This is a genomic window from Veillonella intestinalis (assembly GCF_943193155.1).
Classification (GTDB): domain Bacteria; phylum Bacillota; class Negativicutes; order Veillonellales; family Veillonellaceae; genus Veillonella_A; species Veillonella_A intestinalis.
This window is the reverse complement of the sequence record NZ_CALPDB010000002.1, coordinates 34,968-54,227: the sequence shown is the minus strand read 5'-3', so window position 1 is coordinate 54,227 and position 19,260 is coordinate 34,968. Positions and strand designations below refer to the sequence as shown.

The following is a 19,260-nucleotide window of genomic DNA, read 5'->3' as shown; positions in this document are numbered from 1 at the left end:
GATGGCAGAATTTACGCTCCAGGAGGTGTTAACCGTTACAGGTGGTACCTATGCTGGTGATTCAAAAAAACAAACAATGTTTACGAATGTGTCAACCGATACGCGTACCATTGAAGAAGGCTCTTTGTTTGTAGCTTTAACCGGTGATACCTTTGATGGCCATGACTTCTTAGAACAGGCCAAATCTAAGGGAGCGTTAGGTGCTTTAGTTGGGAAAGGACGAGGGATTAGTGATTTAATCTGCATCGAAGTAGATTCCCCCTTGTTAGCGTACCAACAACTAGCAAATTATCATCGCCGTCGCTTTGTGATTCCTGTAGTAGCTGTTACTGGTTCATCTGGTAAGACTACGACAAAAGAAATGATTGCTACTGTATTAGAAGCTAAATTTAAAGTGCTTAAAACTGAAAAGAATTTTAATAATGAAATTGGCTTACCAAAAACGCTGTTACAATTGACAGAAGAACATGAGGCCTGCGTGGTTGAAATGGGGATGCGAGGCCTAGGCCAAATTGATGAATTAGCTCGTATTGCTGAACCAACTGTAGGCGTTATTACAAATGTAGGTAATAGTCATATTGAATTGTTAGGTTCTCGAGAAAATATAGGCAAAGCTAAAAGTGAATTAATTCGTCATATTCCGCCAGAGGGAACAGCTATTTTAAATGAAGATGATGAATTAGTGCGACAAATGGCAACTTTAACGGAAGGTAAGACTATCTTTTACGGTATCAAAGAGAATGCTACCGTATCTGGTTTTCAGTTGCGCTATAAAAAAGATGGTATTAAATTTACTTGCCGTTGTTTTGATGAAGTATTTGATATATTTTTACCTATGATTGGGGATCATAATGTGTACGATGCGTTAGCCGCTGTTGCTGTAGGTCGTGCATTAGGCGTATCTTCACAAAAAATTACTAAAGCATTGGGTAGCTTTACTGGCATTCCTATGCGTCAAGAAATAGTTTCTTTTGGAGATATTGTGGCCCTTAATGATGCTTATAATGCGAATCCAGCCTCTATGGCAGAGTCTATTAAAGCTATGGGGCAATTAGAAGGTAAGCGAAAAATTGCTATGCTAGGGGATATGCTTGAATTAGGGGATTATACCGAAGCGAACCATCGTGAGATTGGGCGCTTATTAGTAGCTGAAGGTTATGACCAAGTATATACTTTTGGGGAAGCTGCCAAATTTATTGCACGGGAAGCTAAAACAGCAGGTATTCGGGTAGCTAAAATTTGTGATAGCCATTTAGATATGGTAAATACATACTGGGATGAACGAGCTAAAGGTGACGTAATTTTAGTGAAAGGATCACGAGGCTTACGAATGGAGCGCGTAGTTTCTGAATTAAGGGATAGAGAGTCTTTGAAATAGAGACGATTGTGCATAAAACATAAATAGTAAACGATATTTTTCAAAAAGGTCGAAATCTATTTGCATTACAGCCATAGATGTACTACCATAGATAACGGCCTTTATTTTTTACAGTCCCTTAGCGACTTAGAGGCTATGTTAGTTATGTATCTTGCAAGCCTTTGTTAGGAGGCTTTACACTTATCTTTAAGGAGCGATTGTTAGAATGACCATGCAATTATTGTTTGCGTTTATTACAACTTTAGTAATAACGTTAGTATTAGGAAAAGTAGGAATCCCTTTGTTACGCCGTTTACATGCGCAGCAGAGCATTCGTGAAGATGGACCACAGGCGCATTTAGCTAAGGCTGGGACCCCGACTATGGGTGGTCTTTTTATGCTGGCGGCTATGGTGATTAGCGTATTGATATTTTCACCATTTCATATGGCTACTTGGGTATTATTATTTTTGACATTAGGGCATGGTTTACTGGGTTTCTTAGATGATTTTATTAAATCAGTAAAAAAACGCAATTTAGGGCTTACAGCTAAACAGAAGTTTTTAGGCCAGATTATTATGTCAGCTATTTTCTGTTATATTGCTACCGAAATATTAGTGATTCCTACAACGGTGTGGATTCCTTTAACTGATATTACTGTTGACTTAGGTTGGTTCTACTATGTGTTAGTATTTATGATTATTGTAGGCACGACTAATGCTGTTAATTTGACTGATGGCTTAGATGGCTTAGCTTCTGGAACTTCAGCAGCGGCAGCCATTGCGTATACAGTCATTGGTATGTTGGCCTTTCAAACGAGTGTCGCCTTCTTTGGTATAATTCTTTGTGGTGCTGTATTAGGATTCTTATATTTTAATGCAAATCCAGCCAAGGTATTCATGGGCGATACTGGTTCCTTAGCGTTAGGCGGTGCTTTTGCAGGCATGGCAATCTTAACTAAGACAGAATTATTATTAGTAATTATTGGTGGGATTTTTGTTATGGAAGCACTGTCCGTAATTATTCAAGTGGCTTCTTTTAAAACACGAGGGGTACGCGTGTTTAAGATGAGTCCGATTCATCACCATTTTGAATTATCTGGGTGGAGCGAACAAAAAGTAGTATCTCGTTTCTGGCTTGGTAGCTGTGCATTTGCTGTTATTGGTTTATTGATGTATACATTGCGATAGGTAGGCGTTATTATGGAGTACAAGGGAAAACGAATTTTAGTACTGGGAGCAGGGCGCAGTGGGATTGGCGCGGCCCATGTACTCGGCCTATTAGGGGCTCAAGTGGTGTTAAATGATTATAAAGACGTGACTTTAACGGCTGCTGAAACAACGCTGTTAGCGCAAGGTCATGTAACCATTATTACAGGGCGTCAAGATGAAGATTTATTGGCTAATGTAGATCGCATTGTTGTGTCCCCAGGGATTGCATTGACGATTCCTATTTTGGTGGCTGCTAAACAACGAGGCATAGATATTGTAGGCGAAGTAGAAGTGGCCTATGATATTTCCAAAGCACCTATTTTAGGGGTAACTGGCACAAATGGCAAAACTACAACAACTACCTTATTAGGTGAAGTTATGGCGCAAACGGGCAAACCAATTAAAGTTGGTGGCAATATAGGAGCCTCTTTGAGTGAAGCTGCTTATGAAATTTCGGCTGATGGGTATTTAATCGCTGAATTATCTAGTTATCAGTTAGAAACAGTGAAGACTTTTAAGCCTGTAGGTGCGTTAGTGTTAAATATTACACCAGACCATTTACAACGGCATAAAACTATGGAAGCATATCAAGCGGCGAAAGAACAAATTTTTATGCATCAAACGGCGAGTGATTGTACGGTGCTTAATGTGGATGATCCCTTAGTAGCTAGTATGCAAACACGTGTACCGGGCAAAGTACTTTGCATCAGTCAGAACCATAGTGTGACGGATGGAGCGTATTTTGAAAATGGTCAGTGCTATGCAGTGCGTGAAGGTGTAGCTGAATTAATCATCGGAACAGATGAGATTCAATTACCAGGCCGTCACAATATTGAAAATATTTTGGCGGTTATTGCTTTGGCCTATGAGTTAGGCGTATCAGCTATGCAACTCCATACTGTAATTGCACAGTTTACTGGGGTAGAACATCGGTTAGAACCAGTAGCTCATATTGCTGGAGCTAGTTATTTTAATGATTCGAAGGCAACAAATACAGACTCTGCCATTAAAGCCATTGAAGCTTTTAAAGAGCCTATTATTTTATTAGCTGGGGGTCATGATAAAATGACTGATTTAAGTGAGTTTATGCAACTCGTTAAGGCGCGTGTTCGTGATTTAATCTTAATGGGGGAAGCGGCTCAACGTTTTGCTGAGGCAGCGAAAGTAGCTGGGGTAACGAATGTTTATCAAGTTCGTTCTATGGCGGAAGCTGTAGCTAAAGGGTATGAACTAGCTAAGCATGGAGACGTTGTTCTACTATCACCAGCTTGTTCTAGTTTTGACTGGTATCATTGTTTTGAAGAACGAGGCGATGATTTTAAAAATGAAGTATATGCTCTAAAAGAATTAGTTGAATCAACAGTAGAGAAGAAAGGGTCATTGTCATGAAGCGTATAATTATTTCCGGTGGTGGCACTGGAGGACATATTTATCCAGCCATTACGATTTATAAAGAAATAGCGTCCATGACAGAGGCTGAGTTTCTTTATATTGGTACTGAAAAGGGCTTGGAAGCTACTTTAGTACCTAAAGAAGGAATTCCTTTTAAAACATTGCCCGTAGAAGGACTAAACCGTAATCTTTCATTCCGTGCCTTGTTAACTTTGGGTAAAACATTAGGCTCTTTAGTAAAGGCCAATCGTATTATTTCAGAATTTAAACCAGACATTGTCATTGGTACTGGTGGCTATGTATGCGGTCCTATTTTGTTAGCTGCTGCTTTACGGCATGTGCCTACTTTAATTCAGGAACAAAATACGATTGGTGGCATTACTAATAAAATTTTAAGCCGCTTTGTAGATGTAGTAGCCGTTGGTTTTGCAGAGGCTGAAAAGGCTTTTGAAGGAGCTAAACGGATTGTTTATACAGGCAATCCTGTACGGCCAGAGGTACTTGTAGATACACGGGCAACGGGACGCGCCTTCTTTAATCTCAAAGAGGACGAATTTGCGGTGTTAATTGCTGGTGGTTCTCGCGGAGCTCGTAGTATTAATACAGCTATGATAGAGGTGCATAAGCATTTTAAAAATCGTAAAGGCATTAAGCTAATTCATGTAACAGGTACTGGTGAATATGAGCGTGTATTGTCTGCTTTAGGCATTGAGGATGGTCAAGCTTATAGCGATACGTCAGTGATTTTGCCATATTTACATGAAATGCCAAAAGCTTTAGCAGCTGCTGACTTAGCAGTGTTCCGTGCAGGGGCTGTAGGGTTAGCTGAATTAACAGTAAGAGGCATTCCCTCTATTTTAATTCCTTATCCCTATGCGGCTGAAGATCACCAAACCTATAATGCGCGAGCTTTAGTAAGTACTGGAGCAGCGCGTATGATAGTGGATAAAATGTTACAAGGAAATGATTTAATTGGGGAAATTGAATTTTTTATGGAAAATCCAGCGGAGCGTGCTCGTATGTCTGTAGCGGCCAAATCACTAGGCAAGCCACAGGCCGCACATGATATAGCTCAATTAGCCCTAGATATTGCAAAATAAATTATAAGGAGCGATTAGACCATGCTAGATGGTATTCATAAAATACATCTCATTGGCATTGCTGGCTCAGGAATGAGAGCTATTGCCAATATATTAATCAGTCAAGGTTTTGACGTATCTGGTTCTGATATTCAAGAATCAGCAGTAACTGAACGATTTCGTAAGATGGGCGCCACCATTCATATTGGTCATAATGCAGAGTATGTAAATGGAGTAGATGCTGTAGTTCGCTCAACGGCTATTCATGAGGATAATCCTGAATTAGTAGCAGCTAAAGCGCAGCACATTCCAATTTTACACCGTTCTGATATTGTAAAGGCAGTATTGGATATTACAAAAGGCATTGCTGTAGCTGGTGCTCATGGCAAGACAACTACGACCTCTATGTTAGGCCAAATCTTTGTGGAAGCAGGCCTAGATCCTACTGTTATTATTGGCGGTGAAGTAGATTATTTAGGTGGTAGCAGTCAGTGGGGACAGGGCGAATACAGTATTGCTGAGGCCGATGAAAGTGATGGATCTTTCTTAAAATTGAATCCTCATGAAATCGTCATCACTAACATTGAAAATGATCATATGGACCATTATGGGACTATGGAAAACTTATTAGTTGCCTTTGGTGAATTTGTTGGTAAGTTACCTGATACCGGTGTTGCTGTTGTATGTGGTGATAATTCAAATATTCAACAGATAATGACACAAGTGGCTCGTCAGTTTATCACCTATGGCTTAGCGCCAAGCAATGAATATACTGTACAGAATATTCGTTATGAAAAGGGTATTTTAGTGTATGATGCCTATCATACGTCTGAGCATATAGCTACGGTTCGTTTAAAAGTGCCTGGCACACATAATGCACTTAATTCTCTAGGGGCTTTAGTTATGGCAATTCGCTGTGGTATTCCTGTTGAGGTTGTTGTTGCCGGTTTAGCAAAATTTACAGGTGCTAAACGTCGTTTTGAAACGAAGGGACACAGTCAAGATGTGTGGGTTGTCGATGATTATGCCCATCATCCAACTGAGATTGCCGCTACCTTAGGGGCCGCTAAAGCTTTGAAATCTCATCGTGTAGTTTGTGTATTCCAGCCTCATCGTTTCACTCGAACAAATCTATTGTTAAAGGAATTTGGTCAGGCTTTTCAAAAAGCCGATGTGCTGTTTATTACTGATATTTATAGTGCTGGTGAAGATCCTATAGCAGGGATTGATGGACAATCTATTCCTAAGATGGTAGAGGCGACTACAGGACAGACCGTGCATTATATTGCTAATGTAGAGGATGTACCACAAGTAGTAAAAGCTGTATTGCAGCCTAATGATTTAGTCATTACTATGGGGGCTGGCAGTATTAGTCAATACGGTCCTAAGTTGTTAGCAACATTAGAAGAGGAATAATCATGAAGGATAAACAAATTATCGTATTAATGGGTGGTCCATCGAAAGAAGCAGAAGTTTCACGGCGTACCGGTGAAGCCATTGCTAAGGCTTTAGATGGTCTTGGCTATAAAGTTAAAACCCTAGAATTAGTACCAGAACAGGTATTGCAAGATATTAAAGCCCTTAAGGGAGATGTTGTATTTAATGCATTACATGGTAAGTTTGGGGAAGATGGTGCGTTACAAGGATTACTTGAAATGGCAGGCATCCCTTATACGGGCTCAGGTATTATGGCTCAAGCCGTAGGGATGAATAAGAAAATTAGTAAAGATGTTTTTGTTGGATCCCAGATTCCAACAGCACAAGCGGTATCATATAATCATGAACAGCAAAGTGAAGATGTTATTATAGCGCATATTAAGGCTAATTTTACGTACCCAGTTGTATTAAAACCGGCTACACAAGGTTCTAGTATTGGTGTAGTTATTGTTCGTCAAGAAACAGAGTTAGCAGCAGCGGTAAAAGAAGCGTTAGTTTTTGACCATATTTTAGTGGTTGAACAGTATTTAGATGGTCGTGAATTTACTGTGTCTGTATTAGATGGTAAAGCCTTGCCAGTGATTGAAATTCGCCCTCATTCTGGGGAATATGATTATGCTTCAAAGTATACGACTGGCGCAACCGATTATTTAGTGCCTGCACCAATTGATGAAAAGTTAACGGCTAGAATGCAATCCATTGGTGAAACTGTTTATAATGAATTACAATGTAGCGGTGTTATCCGTGTTGATATTATGACCAATAGCGCAGGTGAGCCATTTGTTTTAGAGTATAATACAGTGCCTGGTATGACGGCTACATCTTTGGTACCTAAGGCAGCTAATGCTATGGGGATTGATTTTCCAACCTTATGTGAAAAGATTTTATTATCTGCTGGTTTAGGTAAGTTTTAATTAAATGTGGAGATAACAAGATGAACGGAGAGACTCGTCAGTATTCATCTAGTTCAAATCAGCATATGCACAAAGGGCCCAATGAAACTAATTGGTCTCATTGGGCTGAGCAAAATAGTGATGATGTTGTAAAACCAAACCCTCAATCTCGCTTTATACCGCCACAGTCATCAGAGTTTGGTCAGTTGCATGATTTTCATCAGCCTAATGAGTTTGGCACTTATCAAGATGATATGGGTGGTTCTGGCAATTCAGAGGAACCGCCAGGCCCACCAAAACGACCTCATGCTTGGCGACGACGTGTTGTTTGGGGTGGTGGGGCGCTACTAATTATTTGGGCGCTATTATTTATGCTGCCTATTCCTTTTGGTACAATCCAAGTAGTCGGTAGTGATAAAGTGACGGTGTCTGATGTAATGGCAGCTGGTAATATTCGCTATCCTGTAAATTTATTACAGATTAATAGTGGGCAATTGGAAGAACGCTTACAACATGATTTACGCGTGGAAACAGCTAAAGTTACCTATGTATTACCTTTGACTTTACAAGTAAATATAACGGAACGTCAGGCTGCAGCTGTAGTGGCGACTCAATTTGGTTTTGCCACTTTAGATTCATCTGGGCGTGTTATTAATTTAGGACCAGCTATTGAAGATACATCCGCGCCCATTATTTCCGGAATTAAATTAGGAAATGTATTATTGGGAGATATGATTGATGTAGCTGTTATCAAAGGGACATTAACATATTTAGGTTCTATTAGTGCAGAGGGGCGTAAACAAATTGCTGAAATTAATGTAGGGGACACGCAACAATTAATTGCTTATACGGTAGATGGTTTACCATTGCACTTGGGGGATACGAGTGAACTAGATAAAAAAGGGCCTTTATCAGAAAATATGCTGCGAGATGTAAAGGCTCGTGGAGTAGCAGCACAATATTTAGATGTGAATGTAAAGGCGCCCTTTATTAAGACGCCTTAATATAATAATGGAAGAGGAAGCATGTTAAAGCAAGGTCGTTGGGCGATAGCCGCTGTAAGCATGTTGTTAGGCGTCATGTTGGTAGGGCAATATAAAATGACGCAAAGTATTGCGGCTAGCAACATTCATTTACAGCGTACAGGAGATTTAGCACGTGAACTGACGGCAGTTGAAAAGGAACGGGATGAACTACGTCAGCAATTAGAAGCAATACAAAAAAATAATGCCACTGCTAGTGCAGTGAGTGATATTAACTTATTAAAACAACGAGCGGGCCTCACTGATGTGAGTGGTCCAGGAGTAGTCATTACAATTAATGACAGTAAAGTTCCCGTAAAAGATAATGAAAATCCCAATCTCTATTTAATTCATGATGAAGATTTATTACGTGTTCTCAATGAATTGCGCGCTGGTGGTGCTGAGGCCATTGCTATTAATGATCAGCGCTTAGTAGGCACTTCAGAGGTACGTTGTGCAGGACCAACGGTTATGGTAAATGGTAAAGTATTTGCACCGCCTTTTGTTATTAAGGCCATTGGTGATCCAAAAACATTATCAGCCGCTTTAACCATGCGTGGTGGTGTAGTAGAATCTTTAAAATATTGGGGGATTGAATTAAAAATCCAAAAAGAAGATAACATTGTAGTACCTGCTTTTTCAGGAACCTTTAAGGAGGAACATTTAAAAGAGCTTAATCAAGGAGGCGGTAAAAAATAATGATGTATTTATTTATCGCTGGCGGGTTAATTTTGGGGATTGCTATTGGCGTGTTAACTCCATTAGAAATTTCACCTATTTATGCTAAATATACTTCGGTTGCCTTATTAGCCGCTTTGGATAGTGTATTTGGTGGCACTCGAGCAGCCTTAGAGCGTATCTTTAATTTATCTATCTTTTTGACCGGTTTCTTTTCAAATTCACTATTAGCCGCTTTGTTAGTATTCTTGGGCAATTTTGTTGGTATCGACCTCTATTATGTTGCATTAATCAGTTTTGGCTTACGATTGTTCCAAAATACCGCAGCAATTCGTCGATTACTTTTGTCAAGACGTACAAAATAAGGTATACTTTTACTTAAAAGAGTGGAAAAAATAAAAAAAATAGTGTAAAATGAAATGAAACTAGTTATAATAATATTGAATATAATCACTTAGTTTGAAATAAAGGGCATATAAATCTTACGGGCAACAGGAGGAGGAACGTAAATGTCGGAATTCGCAAGTATTAAAGTTATTGGTGTCGGTGGTGGCGGAAGCAACGCCGTAAATCGTATGATTGACAGTGGCCTTCAAGGTGTAGAGTTCTTGGTAGCCAATACAGAAACACAAGCATTAGATAATTCAAAAGCAACAACAAAAATCCAATTAGGTGAAAAATTGACTAAAGGTCTTGGTGCCGGTGCTAACCCAGAAGTAGGGGAAGAAGCTGCTCAAGAAAGTCGTGAAGAAATTACTAAAGCCCTTCAAGGTTCCGACATGGTATTTGTTACTGCTGGTATGGGTGGTGGCACTGGTACTGGTGCAGCGCCAATCGTAGCAGAATGTGCTCGTGAAATGGGTGCGTTAACTGTTGGTGTTGTAACAAAACCATTTACTTTTGAAGGTAAACGTCGTAAAAATCAAGCTGATAAAGGTATTGAAATGTTAACTAGCAAAGTAGATACAATTATTGTGATTCCTAATGATAAATTATTGCAAGTTGTGGATAAAAAGACTCCATTGAATGAAGCCTTCCGTACGGCTGACGATGTGCTTCGTCAAGGTATTAAAGGTATTTCTGATTTGATTACAGTACCAGGTCTTATTAACCTTGACTTTGCTGACGTTAAAACTATTATGACTAATCAAGGGGAAGCTTTGATGGGCATTGGTATCGGCGAAGGTGAAAACCGTGCTGTTGATGCTGCTAAAATGGCAATTAATAGCCCATTATTAGAAACTTCTATTGAAGGGGCTAAAGGCATTCTCTTGAATATTACTGGTAGCAATGATTTAAGCTTATTCGAAATTAACGAAGCGGCTGAAATCATTTCCGAAGCAGCGGATCCAGAAGCAAATATTATCTTTGGTTCCGTTATAGATGAAAACCTTGGAGATCGCGTACAAATTACTGTTGTAGCTACTGGCTTCGGGGCGCAACCTAAAACAGGTGTGACAAAATCTCCATTTGGAACCGTAGGGCCAGAAATTCCTACATTTATGAAACGCTAATTAAATAATTAGTTTTGTGTTGAGATTTGAGGAGGTACCTTATGAACAAGAAATTATTCGTGGCTACTTTAGCCTCTACTATGTTAACTGGCGCTGCTTTTGCAGCTGCTGTACCTGTAACTGACATTAACGAAGGTCAGAGCAAAGTGGGTGTTGAATACAGCTTTAACCAAAGCGTAACTGGCGAAAGCGGTCATGCTGATGGTTTTGGTGCTAACTTACAAACTGCTTTAAGCGATAAATGGGCTTTACAATATGCTTATAGCAAAGTAAATCTTGATGATCAGAGCGATTTGAAAGATCATCAATTAGCAGCTGTATATAAAATCCATCCAAATGTAAACGTATACGGTGCTGGTACATACATTAAAGCAGCTGGCGATCATGAAACTGGTATGCAAGCTGGTGTAATTGGTCATGTGCCATTAGCTGACAAACTTAATGGTTATGCTAAAATCGGTTTTGGTAATGACATCAAAAATACATATCAAATCGGTGCTGCTTATGAGTTAAACGAAGATTTAGATCTTAATGTATATTATCAATATGATAAATACAGTGTAGATGGCGATCGTGGCACTGTTAAAGGCTTACATGCTGGCGTAGGTTACAACTTCTAATATTATCTAGAGTTGTTACTACTAGGCAATAGCTAGTGATTAATCAAGTCCGTGACTATAGATTTCTATAGTCACGGGCTTTTTTAATCTAATTATTAGAAAAAATAGTATATAAAATAGACACAATAGTGTATACAATATTCTTTTGAAAAACAATGCATTTCCGCTTGTAAGAGACACCTATTTTAGTTATTATTAAGTAAGGAATTATTAACTTAAGATGGGATGGTGTTATAAATGACTATGAGTATGGCTGCTGCGCACGCCCGTGGCAAAAAAGCAAAAGATAATATTTTCGTCATGAATGCACGAGCACAGGAAGATGCTCGACAAAATGGGAAAGAAAATGTATTGAATGGCACCTTGGGTTCTATTATGGACGAAGAGGGGAATATTGTCTTCTTAAAAGCCGTAGAACATGAATACTTGCATTTACCACGCAATGAATATACTGCATATGCGCCTATTGCAGGCTTGCCAGAATTTTTAGAAGCTGCTCAAAAAGAGTGCTTTGGTGAATCAAGACCAGACGCTTTAATTTCAGCTGTGGCAACGGCTGGTGGTACTGGTGGGATTCATCATTTAGTTCATAATTATACTAACCCAGAAGATGTGGTTCTTACAGCCGATTGGTATTGGGGTGCTTATGAACAAATTTGTGGTGATAATCACCGTCGTTTAGAAACATATCCTTTGTTTGATGAAAGTTTGCATTTTAACTTCGAAGCTTTTAAAGCAAAAGCTTTAGAAGTAGCCGCTAATCAGGAAAATGTAGTGTTAATTTTCAATACACCTGGTAATAATCCTACAGGTTTTAGCTTAACGGATGAAGATTGGGATAAAGTCATTGGTTTTGCTAAGGAGTTAGTAGGCAGTGGCAAGAATAAAGTTATTATTGCTTGTGACGTTGCATATATTGATTACTCTGGTGAAAAGCAAACAGTACGTCGTTTCTTTAAAAAGTTTAGCCAATTACCAAAAGAAATTTTAGTAGTAGCTTGCTATAGTTTATCTAAAGGCTTTACTATGTATGGTCAGCGTGTTGGCGCGATGATTGGTATTACATCTGATAAAGATGTTAATAATGAATTTACAGAAATTAATGCTTTAACATCTCGTGCTACTTGGTCTAATATTTGTCGTCCAGCTATGCGCACTATGGCGAATATTGTAAATGATCCAGCTAAGTTGGCTGCTCATGAAAAAGAACGTGCTGAATATTGTGAATTGGTGCAAGAACGTGCTCATATTTTTACAGAAGAAGCGAAAGAATTGGGCGTTCCTTGCTTGCCATATTGTGGTGGTTTCTTCTTGACGATTCCTACTGAACATAGTAAAGAAATTGTTGAGGAATTAACAAAAGATCATGTGTATGTCATTGCTTTAAAACATGGTATTCGTATTGCTGCTTGTAGCATTCCTAAGCGTCAAATGCATGGTTTAGCTAAAACTGTATATAATGTAATGCATCGATTAGGTCATTTATAAAAGTAGTTATAAGTGAATTGATGTAAGATTTTCTCTATGTTTTCTATGGATATAGAGAAGATTTGAGAATATACAATGTAAGTAAGATGTTAATATAAAAATCCGGTAACTAATTTTTATAGGTTAGTTACCGGATTTTTTTTATGTTTATATAGTTTAATGAGTCTGTTTTTTAGCCTTAGCAGCTGCTAAATCTTTGGCCGGTGTAATAGTTCCCGTTTCTTCGTCGACAAATTGAACGCGGTCCAGTTGTGATTTTACTTGGCCCCGAATAAAGTCGAGATAAATACGGTATAATTCTTTTTTTTCAACCAATTCTGCCTCTGTTAAGGCTTGACCGGACTTCTTTTTATGAGCTAATTCATTGATACGAGCTAACACATCATTAATTTCCATACAATCCTCCCAAGTAGTAATATGTAATTATTATATCATATCGGTCAATGAGGTTCTATGCGAAACTATAAGATATAGGGGGCAATAGAAGGGGCTTTTTAGAAGGTGTGTTGTTTGATGTTTCCCTAATGTTAGTGATATAATTGTAAAAGTATGAGGTTTACTGATTGTTTATGGTACAATATGAATTAGAAGATTATATGCTATCAGTGTTAGAGATAGATTTTTAAAAGTATCTAATTTTTATTTTTAGAAGCAATTAATTCTTTAGCGGTCATGTAAGATATGAGTGATAGCACATAGTGAATAGGTATTCGATAATGGCATTAGGAGTCTATAATAATGCGTGTAACTAAAGCTATTAAAGCAGAACAAATTGAAATATTAGAAACTATATATAAAGATGCCAAGCCGGCACTACATTATAATAGTCCTTTTGAATTATTAGTGGCGGTTGTATTATCGGCACAGTGTACGGATGAGCGAGTTAATATTATTACGAATCGTTTATTTCCTACTTATAGTGATCCAGCTGACATGCTTGCCTTAGGTACTGCAAAGTTAGAAGTACTAATTCGTGATTGTGGTCTCTATCGGGCAAAAGCTGCTAATTTAATTAAAACTTGCGATATTTTGGTGCATACCTATGGTGGTGAAGTACCAGCAGATTTTGACAAATTGGTACAATTGCCAGGAGTAGGGCGTAAAACAGCGAATGTACTAATTTCTGTTTTGTTTGATATACCAGCTATTGCTGTAGATACGCATGTGTTTAGAGTGTCTAATCGCTTAGGCTTAGCACGTGGCAAGACACCTGAAGCGGTAGAAGAAAAACTTAAAAAAGCGATTCCCATGGAAAAATGGAGTGCGGCACATCATTGGTTGATTTGGCATGGTCGTAAAATATGCAAGGCCCGCAAACCTGTATGTGGTGAATGTCCGTTGGCTCATGTATGTCCGTCAGCGGGTAAGGAGGCATAAAATTGAAAGAAGCAATGCAAAGTATAATTAATAAATTTAAAGAGCTAGGAGTTACGGGAAGTGACGTAGTAACAGAACTTTTGCGCTTTCGTGTATTGGATCAAATATTACAAGGTAGTTCTGAAGTTCGTCAATGGGGGATTACTGGTGAAAAGCTATATGAATTAGCTACGCAGAGTACAGTAGAGGTTTTTGGTCCCATTCCTTATGATCAAGCGGGTTTTGAACGAGTGTATGGCCCATCGTTTGCAATAGAAGTGATGGATTTTATTAGTGAAACTGGTTATGTGGAAGGGATTGTAAGTGGTGAACAATGGCGTTTGCCATTTAAGGAAATTATTGAAACACATAAATCCACGGAAGGTATTATTTTACTTGCCTTTATTGAAGAATATGCTAGCTTAGCTGAAGAGATTCTACAAACTCTGCCAGTAGAGCGTTTATTATTGTATACGCCATCAGAGACATGCTATAACTTATTTAAGCAATTATATCCATTGGCACCAGTCATAAATGAATGGCCAGACGATGTAATTTTTGACCATATTATTGCGGCATCGACTGGTTTATTCCGAGCACCTGTACAGATAATGGAAGAGTTAGCAACCCGTGTAGGCAATATTACAGAATTAGGCACGGCTCATTATTTTATTCCTATTAGTGCGATTCAGGACCAGGTAGGCATGAATCGTATGGCAGTACAATATATGCTTTTACAAAAGCGTTTGCAAACTGTACGGGAATGGGCTCCTTTAGGGACATATGAGTTTGTATATACTAATTATGATGTAAAAAAAGTAGGATTGGAGATTCGTGAGGTTATAGACGATGGCTGGCGCAGTACACCATTTATTGCCTTGCCACATGAAGTATTAGCCTCTATGGATACGTTTTCGTTAGTGCAGTATGGTTTATCACTATGTGGTGTAGAACCTGCTATGAAGGCGCAATTGCCTACGTTAGGTGAAGATGGCTTTACCTCATTAGATCCTAAAGTGCCTTTATATGTGCAGAAGATTTTTAGTGCTTATGAAGCGACTCGTCTAGTAGTAGAACGTCAGGGCTTAGATGTGCAGTTAAAACTTGTTGAACAGCCTGGCCGTCCTAGCGGTGAAGCTTTGGATGAAGTGGCGTATGCAGAATTAGTCGAACAGGTGGATGTATCTCAGGACACAGACGCATATTGGTTATTTACGAATGCGCAAGCTGCCTATATTTGGTATACCTATTTCCGTAGTGAAAAAGGGAAAGCTGTATTAACTAAATTAGCTCAGATGGTTTTATCATCAGCGGCCTTATTGCAGTTGATGGGCAGTGTACGGCGTAGTGTTATTAAGGAAGAGGCCCTAGCTGAATTAGCCGGACAATTTGAAACAGCGCGAGAAGCACGTAAACAAGCCTTAGAAAAAGCAGACAAGGATTGGCAGACTGCTATTGAAACTATGGCGGCTGAAATTGTGCCACCGGCTGAAGTAACGAATTGACAGGATTGAGGAATTGGGATAAAGTAAAGGAATAGACTAGGAGGTACGTAATGGCTGTAGTAAATTTTGAGATTTATAAAGTACTTGGCACTTTATCTGAAAATAAAGATGGCTGGAAAAAGCAGTTAACTTGTACTAGTTGGGGACGTTATAACCCTAAATTTGATCTTCGCTCTTGGGACAGTGAGTACAATGGTATGACTAAGGGGATTACTTTGTCTCTAGAAGAAATTTTGGCGCTTCGCGATTTATTAAATGAAGTAGATTTAGAAGCGGCTTATGAAGAATCTGTAGCGGAACGTCAAGTTGCTAAAGCTGCTGAAAAGGCAGCTGAAAAAGATGGGGCCGACGAATAAGAAAAATTTTATCATTTTCAGTTGAATAAGTTGCATTAACTGATTCTCCATGATATAATCAATAAGCATAGTTTTGGACAGTGGAAAGAGGTGTATAGAATGAAAGAAGGAATTCATCCTAATTATGGTGAAGCTACCGTAACTTGCGGTTGTGGCAATACGTTTAAAACTGGTTCTGTTAAAAACGACCTTCGTGTAGACGTATGTTCCAAATGTCATCCGTTCTTCACAGGACAGCAACGTACTGCTCAGGCTCGCGGTCGTATCGAACAATTCAACAAGCGTTACGGTAAATAATTACTGTAGTCTAGCTATACAAATAATACGGCAGAGCTTCGGCTCTGCCTATATTTGTTTGAGAGAGGAGACGCTTTGGAAACAAAACGAGTTAAAAAATTTGTAGGTGGACAGGCGGTCATAGAAGGTGTTATGATGCGCGGCCCTAAGTATACAGCCACAGCGGTTAGAGAACCGAGTGGCCAGATTGTAGTCGATAGGACTACAACTAGTTCAATTAGTGAACAATATCCTATATTAAAGAAACCTTTATTGCGTGGTTGTGTAGCTTTATATGAGTCTTTAGTGATTGGTATGAAGGCGTTATCTTTTTCAGCTAAAGCGGCCGGAGAAGAGGAAGAAACAATGACGAATAAGGAAATAGCCATTACTATGGTTATTTCTACCTTATTAGCTATTGGATTATTTTTGGCTTTACCAACATATGCAGCTAAGTGGATTCCTGGTGTAGGAGATAATCATTTTGTATTGAATTTAATAGAAGGTGCTATCCGCTTACTTCTATTTTTGCTTTATATATGGGTTATTGGACAGACTAAAGATATTCGTCGAGTATTTCAATATCATGGTGCTGAACATAAGACCATTCATACCTATGAAAGTGATATGCCTTTAACGGTAGCGAATGTGCGTAATCATTCCCGGTTACATGCTCGTTGTGGCACTAACTTTTTACTCATTGTTATGGTAACAAGTATCTTTGTATTTGCTTTTTTAGGATGGCCTAGTTTATGGGAGCGTATCCTTTCACGGGTTGTTTTAATGCCCGTAGTAGCAGGGATTGCTTATGAAATGATTCGCTTAGCTGGTCGCAGTGATAACGCCTTGGTAAAACTCTTAATAACACCAGGCTTATGGTTGCAGTATATGACAACTCGAGAGCCCGAAGATGATCAAATTGAAGTGGCTATTCGCGCTCTTGAAGAAGTAAGACCTAGCGAAGAAGATGCTTATGAAGTGTAACTTTGTCTAGATAACGATAGTAGCTTATTAGTTATTAAGTAGAATATCAATTATTAATTAGTTATTAATTAGTTATTAATTCGTTATTAAGATGAAGAAATTGATAGAATTAACCTGAAAGGGGTACCCATTCATGGTATTAGTAGATAAATTACAAGTTATTGAAGATAAATATATGGACTTGGAGCAACGCATTAGTGACCCTGAAGTGATTGCTCGTCAACAAGAGTGGCAAAAATTAACACGTCAGCATGCTAGTCTTACTGAAACAGTACAAGCTTTTCGCGAGTATAAACAAGTGTTAACTGGCATTGATGAAGCACTTGAAGTATTAGAAGATAAAAGTCTTGATGAAGAGTTTCGTGAAATGGCACAAGAAGAATTAAAAGAGCTAAAAGAGCGTAAAGAAGATCTAGAAGAGCGTCTTCATATTCTATTGTTGCCTAAAGATCCTAATGATGAAAAGAATGTTATTGTGGAAATTCGTGGCGGTGCTGGTGGCGATGAAGCTGCTTTATTTGCTGGCGATTTATTCCGCATGTACACGAAATATGCAGAAGCACAGGGCTGGCGTTGTGAAATTATTGATGCGAATGCACCAGAATTGGGAGGCTTTAAAGAAGTCGTATTCTCCGTTGATGGCAATAGTGCGTATTCTAAATTGAAATTTGAAAGTGGTGTACATCGTGTGCAACGCGTACCAGAAACAGAATCGTCTGGTCGTATTCATACATCGACTGTAACAGTAGCTGTTTTACCAGAAGCAGAAGATGTAGACATTGAAATTAACGACAAGGACCTTCAAATTGACACTTATTGTGCCAGTGGCGCTGGTGGACAGCACGTTAACCGTACTGAATCAGCGGTTCGTATTACTCACAAACCAACTGGTATTGTAGTAGCTTGTCAAGATGAACGTTCCCAATTAAAAAATAAAGATAAGGCAATGCGCGTTTTACGTGCAAAGTTGCAAGATAAAGCAGAACAAGAAGCAGCTGCTAGTGTAGCCGCTGATCGTAAAAGTCAAGTAGGTACTGGTGACCGTAGTGAACGTATCCGTACCTATAATTTCCCTCAAGGCCGTGTTACTGATCATCGCATTAATTTAACTTTGTATAAGTTAGATGCCGTGCTTAATGGGGATTTAGACGAATTGATTCAAGCTTTAGTTGCGGCAGATCAAGCTGCTAAAATGCAGGAGGCTGATCAAAATGCCTAAGGAGCTATGGACGATTGGTCGTTTGCTCCAGTGGACAGAGCAGTATTTTCTCGGCAAAGGCGTCGAATCAAGTCGCCTTGATGGGGAAGTGCTGCTTTCTCATATATTGGGGAAAGATAGGATATATCTTTATACACATTATGATAAGCCGCTAACTAAGGCTGAATTAGATGCTTATCGTCCTTTAGTCATAGAGCGTGGTAAGGGTTATAGTGTAGCTGCTATTATTGGTGAAAAAGAATTTATGGGCCTTACTTTTTCAGTTACAAAAGATGTACTCATCCCAAGACCAGACACAGAAACGTTGGTAGAGGATATTTTAACAATTATCCCTAAGGAAGAAAGTTCTTATATTTTAGATGTATGTACAGGACCTGGGACTATTTTATATAGTTTGTTACATTATCTTCCTGAAGCGACTGGTTTAGGCCTTGATATTAGTAAAGAGGCCTTAACCGTAGCAGTGTCTAATCGGGAGCGATTACAGTTAGAAGAACGGGCTAAATTGTGCATGTCTGATTTATTTAGTGCTTTACAACAGGACTCACAATATGAAGAGGCTTTTGACATTATTGTGTCTAATCCGCCTTATATTCCTACTGAAGAAGTGAAAACATTAGCACCAGAAGTATTGCACGAGCCTATATTAGCGTTAGATGGAGGTGCTGATGGGCTTGATTTTTATCGGCGCTTAGTAGTAGAAGCTCCTCGGTATTTGAAAAAAGGCGGCTATTTAGCTGTTGAAATAGGGTATGATCAAGCGGAGAAAGTGATTGCTTTAGCTAATGCAGTAGGCTGTTATAGTGAAGTAGTGGCTAATGCGGATATTGCAGGGATTGTACGTGAATTACGGTGGCAGAAAATAGGTGATTAA

General features: G+C 38.9%; 20 protein-coding genes. 19 read left to right on the top strand and 1 reads right to left on the bottom strand.

What is annotated here, in order from left to right; translation table 11 throughout:
• Position 1 precedes the first annotated feature (1 nt).
• From NFR44_RS02680 to NFR44_RS02625, 12 genes are all read left to right on the top strand, one after another.
• Positions 2–1,378 (top strand): UDP-N-acetylmuramoyl-tripeptide--D-alanyl-D-alanine ligase, encoded by a 1,377-nt coding sequence (locus NFR44_RS02680; RefSeq protein WP_251440927.1) that lies wholly within the window; start codon positions 2–4, stop codon positions 1,376–1,378.
• A 205-nt stretch (positions 1,379–1,583) separates the two neighbouring features.
• Complete coding sequence (mraY, locus tag NFR44_RS02675; protein WP_251440925.1) at positions 1,584–2,546, top strand: phospho-N-acetylmuramoyl-pentapeptide-transferase; 963 nt, start codon at positions 1,584–1,586, stop codon at positions 2,544–2,546.
• Positions 2,547–2,558: 12 nt separating this feature from the next.
• A complete protein-coding gene (murD, locus tag NFR44_RS02670; protein ID WP_251440923.1) occupies positions 2,559–3,956 on the top strand; it encodes a UDP-N-acetylmuramoyl-L-alanine--D-glutamate ligase in 1,398 nt (465 codons plus the stop codon).
• Positions 3,953–5,059, top strand: a complete 1,107-nt coding sequence (murG, locus tag NFR44_RS02665) for an undecaprenyldiphospho-muramoylpentapeptide beta-N-acetylglucosaminyltransferase (RefSeq protein ID WP_251440920.1) — start codon at positions 3,953–3,955, stop codon at positions 5,057–5,059. The genes murD and murG overlap by 4 nt, the downstream gene beginning before the upstream one ends.
• A 21-nt stretch (positions 5,060–5,080) precedes the next feature.
• Complete coding sequence (murC, locus tag NFR44_RS02660; protein WP_251440918.1) at positions 5,081–6,454, top strand: UDP-N-acetylmuramate--L-alanine ligase; 1,374 nt, start codon at positions 5,081–5,083, stop codon at positions 6,452–6,454.
• A gap of 2 nt (positions 6,455–6,456) precedes the next feature.
• Positions 6,457–7,389, top strand: coding sequence for a D-alanine--D-alanine ligase family protein (locus NFR44_RS02655; protein WP_251440915.1), 933 nt, complete (start codon positions 6,457–6,459; stop codon positions 7,387–7,389).
• 20 nt (positions 7,390–7,409) lie between these two features.
• Complete coding sequence (locus tag NFR44_RS02650) at positions 7,410–8,372, top strand: cell division protein FtsQ/DivIB (protein ID WP_251440911.1); 963 nt, start codon at positions 7,410–7,412, stop codon at positions 8,370–8,372.
• 21 nt (positions 8,373–8,393) lie between these two features.
• Positions 8,394–9,089, top strand: coding sequence for a DUF881 domain-containing protein (locus tag NFR44_RS02645; protein ID WP_251440908.1), 696 nt, complete (start codon positions 8,394–8,396; stop codon positions 9,087–9,089).
• Positions 9,089–9,433: a small basic family protein gene (locus NFR44_RS02640; protein ID WP_251440906.1), complete on the top strand. Its 345-nt coding sequence runs from the start codon at positions 9,089–9,091 to the stop codon at positions 9,431–9,433. Before NFR44_RS02645 ends, NFR44_RS02640 begins: the two co-directional genes overlap by 1 nt.
• A gap of 144 nt (positions 9,434–9,577) precedes the next feature.
• Positions 9,578–10,582, top strand: coding sequence for a cell division protein FtsZ (gene ftsZ, locus NFR44_RS02635; protein WP_251440903.1), 1,005 nt, complete (start codon positions 9,578–9,580; stop codon positions 10,580–10,582).
• A gap of 41 nt (positions 10,583–10,623) precedes the next feature.
• Positions 10,624–11,202, top strand: a complete 579-nt coding sequence (locus NFR44_RS02630; protein ID WP_251440900.1) for an outer membrane beta-barrel protein — start codon at positions 10,624–10,626, stop codon at positions 11,200–11,202.
• 237 nt (positions 11,203–11,439) lie between these two features.
• On the top strand, positions 11,440–12,690 hold the full coding sequence (locus NFR44_RS02625) for a pyridoxal phosphate-dependent aminotransferase (RefSeq protein WP_251440897.1): 1,251 nt from the start codon (positions 11,440–11,442) through the stop codon (positions 12,688–12,690).
• 156 nt (positions 12,691–12,846) lie between these two features.
• Here NFR44_RS02625 and NFR44_RS02620 read toward each other — a convergent pair whose 3' ends face one another.
• The gene (locus NFR44_RS02620; protein WP_251440895.1) at positions 12,847–13,086 is read right to left on the bottom strand and encodes a DUF896 domain-containing protein; all 240 of its coding nucleotides are present in this window, start codon (positions 13,084–13,086) and stop codon (positions 12,847–12,849) included.
• 342 nt (positions 13,087–13,428) lie between these two features.
• Here NFR44_RS02620 and nth point away from each other — a divergent pair, with 342 nt between their 5' ends.
• The 7 genes from nth to prmC all read left to right on the top strand — a co-directional run bounded on the left by nth (position 13,429) and on the right by prmC (position 19,260).
• On the top strand, positions 13,429–14,067 hold the full coding sequence (gene nth, locus NFR44_RS02615; protein ID WP_251440893.1) for an endonuclease III: 639 nt from the start codon (positions 13,429–13,431) through the stop codon (positions 14,065–14,067).
• A gap of 2 nt (positions 14,068–14,069) precedes the next feature.
• Positions 14,070–15,551, top strand: coding sequence for a hypothetical protein (locus NFR44_RS02610; RefSeq protein WP_251440890.1), 1,482 nt, complete (start codon positions 14,070–14,072; stop codon positions 15,549–15,551).
• A gap of 50 nt (positions 15,552–15,601) precedes the next feature.
• Positions 15,602–15,907 carry a YdbC family protein gene (locus NFR44_RS02605; RefSeq protein WP_251440888.1) on the top strand — a complete coding sequence of 102 codons (306 nt, stop codon included), beginning with the start codon at positions 15,602–15,604 and terminating at the stop codon, positions 15,905–15,907.
• 99 nt (positions 15,908–16,006) lie between these two features.
• Positions 16,007–16,204 carry a 50S ribosomal protein L31 gene (rpmE, locus tag NFR44_RS02600; protein WP_115309447.1) on the top strand — a complete coding sequence of 66 codons (198 nt, stop codon included), beginning with the start codon at positions 16,007–16,009 and terminating at the stop codon, positions 16,202–16,204.
• A gap of 132 nt (positions 16,205–16,336) precedes the next feature.
• Positions 16,337–17,167, top strand: coding sequence for a DUF1385 domain-containing protein (locus tag NFR44_RS02595; RefSeq protein ID WP_371875174.1), 831 nt, complete (start codon positions 16,337–16,339; stop codon positions 17,165–17,167).
• Positions 17,168–17,300: 133 nt separating this feature from the next.
• Positions 17,301–18,386, top strand: coding sequence for a peptide chain release factor 1 (gene prfA / locus NFR44_RS02590; protein ID WP_251440883.1), 1,086 nt, complete (start codon positions 17,301–17,303; stop codon positions 18,384–18,386).
• Positions 18,379–19,260 (top strand): peptide chain release factor N(5)-glutamine methyltransferase, encoded by an 882-nt coding sequence (gene prmC / locus NFR44_RS02585; protein WP_251440881.1) that lies wholly within the window; start codon positions 18,379–18,381, stop codon positions 19,258–19,260. The genes prfA and prmC overlap by 8 nt, the downstream gene beginning before the upstream one ends.

What these genes read in the sequence shown, in the direction of transcription:
- NFR44_RS02680 (WP_251440927.1), top strand. Translation starts at nt 2, where the DNA reads ATGGCAGAATTTACGCTCCAGGAGGTGTTAACCGTTACAGGTGGTACC.
- mraY (WP_251440925.1), top strand. Translation starts at nt 1,584, where the DNA reads ATGACCATGCAATTATTGTTTGCGTTTATTACAACTTTAGTAATAACG.
- murD (WP_251440923.1), top strand. Translation starts at nt 2,559, where the DNA reads ATGGAGTACAAGGGAAAACGAATTTTAGTACTGGGAGCAGGGCGCAGT.
- murG (WP_251440920.1), top strand. Translation starts at nt 3,953, where the DNA reads ATGAAGCGTATAATTATTTCCGGTGGTGGCACTGGAGGACATATTTAT.
- murC (WP_251440918.1), top strand. Translation starts at nt 5,081, where the DNA reads ATGCTAGATGGTATTCATAAAATACATCTCATTGGCATTGCTGGCTCA.
- NFR44_RS02655 (WP_251440915.1), top strand. Translation starts at nt 6,457, where the DNA reads ATGAAGGATAAACAAATTATCGTATTAATGGGTGGTCCATCGAAAGAA.
- NFR44_RS02650 (WP_251440911.1), top strand. Translation starts at nt 7,410, where the DNA reads ATGAACGGAGAGACTCGTCAGTATTCATCTAGTTCAAATCAGCATATG.
- NFR44_RS02645 (WP_251440908.1), top strand. Translation starts at nt 8,394, where the DNA reads ATGTTAAAGCAAGGTCGTTGGGCGATAGCCGCTGTAAGCATGTTGTTA.
- NFR44_RS02640 (WP_251440906.1), top strand. Translation starts at nt 9,089, where the DNA reads ATGATGTATTTATTTATCGCTGGCGGGTTAATTTTGGGGATTGCTATT.
- ftsZ (WP_251440903.1), top strand. Translation starts at nt 9,578, where the DNA reads ATGTCGGAATTCGCAAGTATTAAAGTTATTGGTGTCGGTGGTGGCGGA.
- NFR44_RS02630 (WP_251440900.1), top strand. Translation starts at nt 10,624, where the DNA reads ATGAACAAGAAATTATTCGTGGCTACTTTAGCCTCTACTATGTTAACT.
- NFR44_RS02625 (WP_251440897.1), top strand. Translation starts at nt 11,440, where the DNA reads ATGACTATGAGTATGGCTGCTGCGCACGCCCGTGGCAAAAAAGCAAAA.
- NFR44_RS02620 (WP_251440895.1), bottom strand. Translation starts at nt 13,086, where the DNA reads ATGGAAATTAATGATGTGTTAGCTCGTATCAATGAATTAGCTCATAAA.
- nth (WP_251440893.1), top strand. Translation starts at nt 13,429, where the DNA reads ATGCGTGTAACTAAAGCTATTAAAGCAGAACAAATTGAAATATTAGAA.
- NFR44_RS02605 (WP_251440888.1), top strand. Translation starts at nt 15,602, where the DNA reads ATGGCTGTAGTAAATTTTGAGATTTATAAAGTACTTGGCACTTTATCT.
- rpmE (WP_115309447.1), top strand. Translation starts at nt 16,007, where the DNA reads ATGAAAGAAGGAATTCATCCTAATTATGGTGAAGCTACCGTAACTTGC.
- NFR44_RS02595 (WP_371875174.1), top strand. Translation starts at nt 16,337, where the DNA reads ATGATGCGCGGCCCTAAGTATACAGCCACAGCGGTTAGAGAACCGAGT.
- prfA (WP_251440883.1), top strand. Translation starts at nt 17,301, where the DNA reads ATGGTATTAGTAGATAAATTACAAGTTATTGAAGATAAATATATGGAC.
- prmC (WP_251440881.1), top strand. Translation starts at nt 18,379, where the DNA reads ATGCCTAAGGAGCTATGGACGATTGGTCGTTTGCTCCAGTGGACAGAG.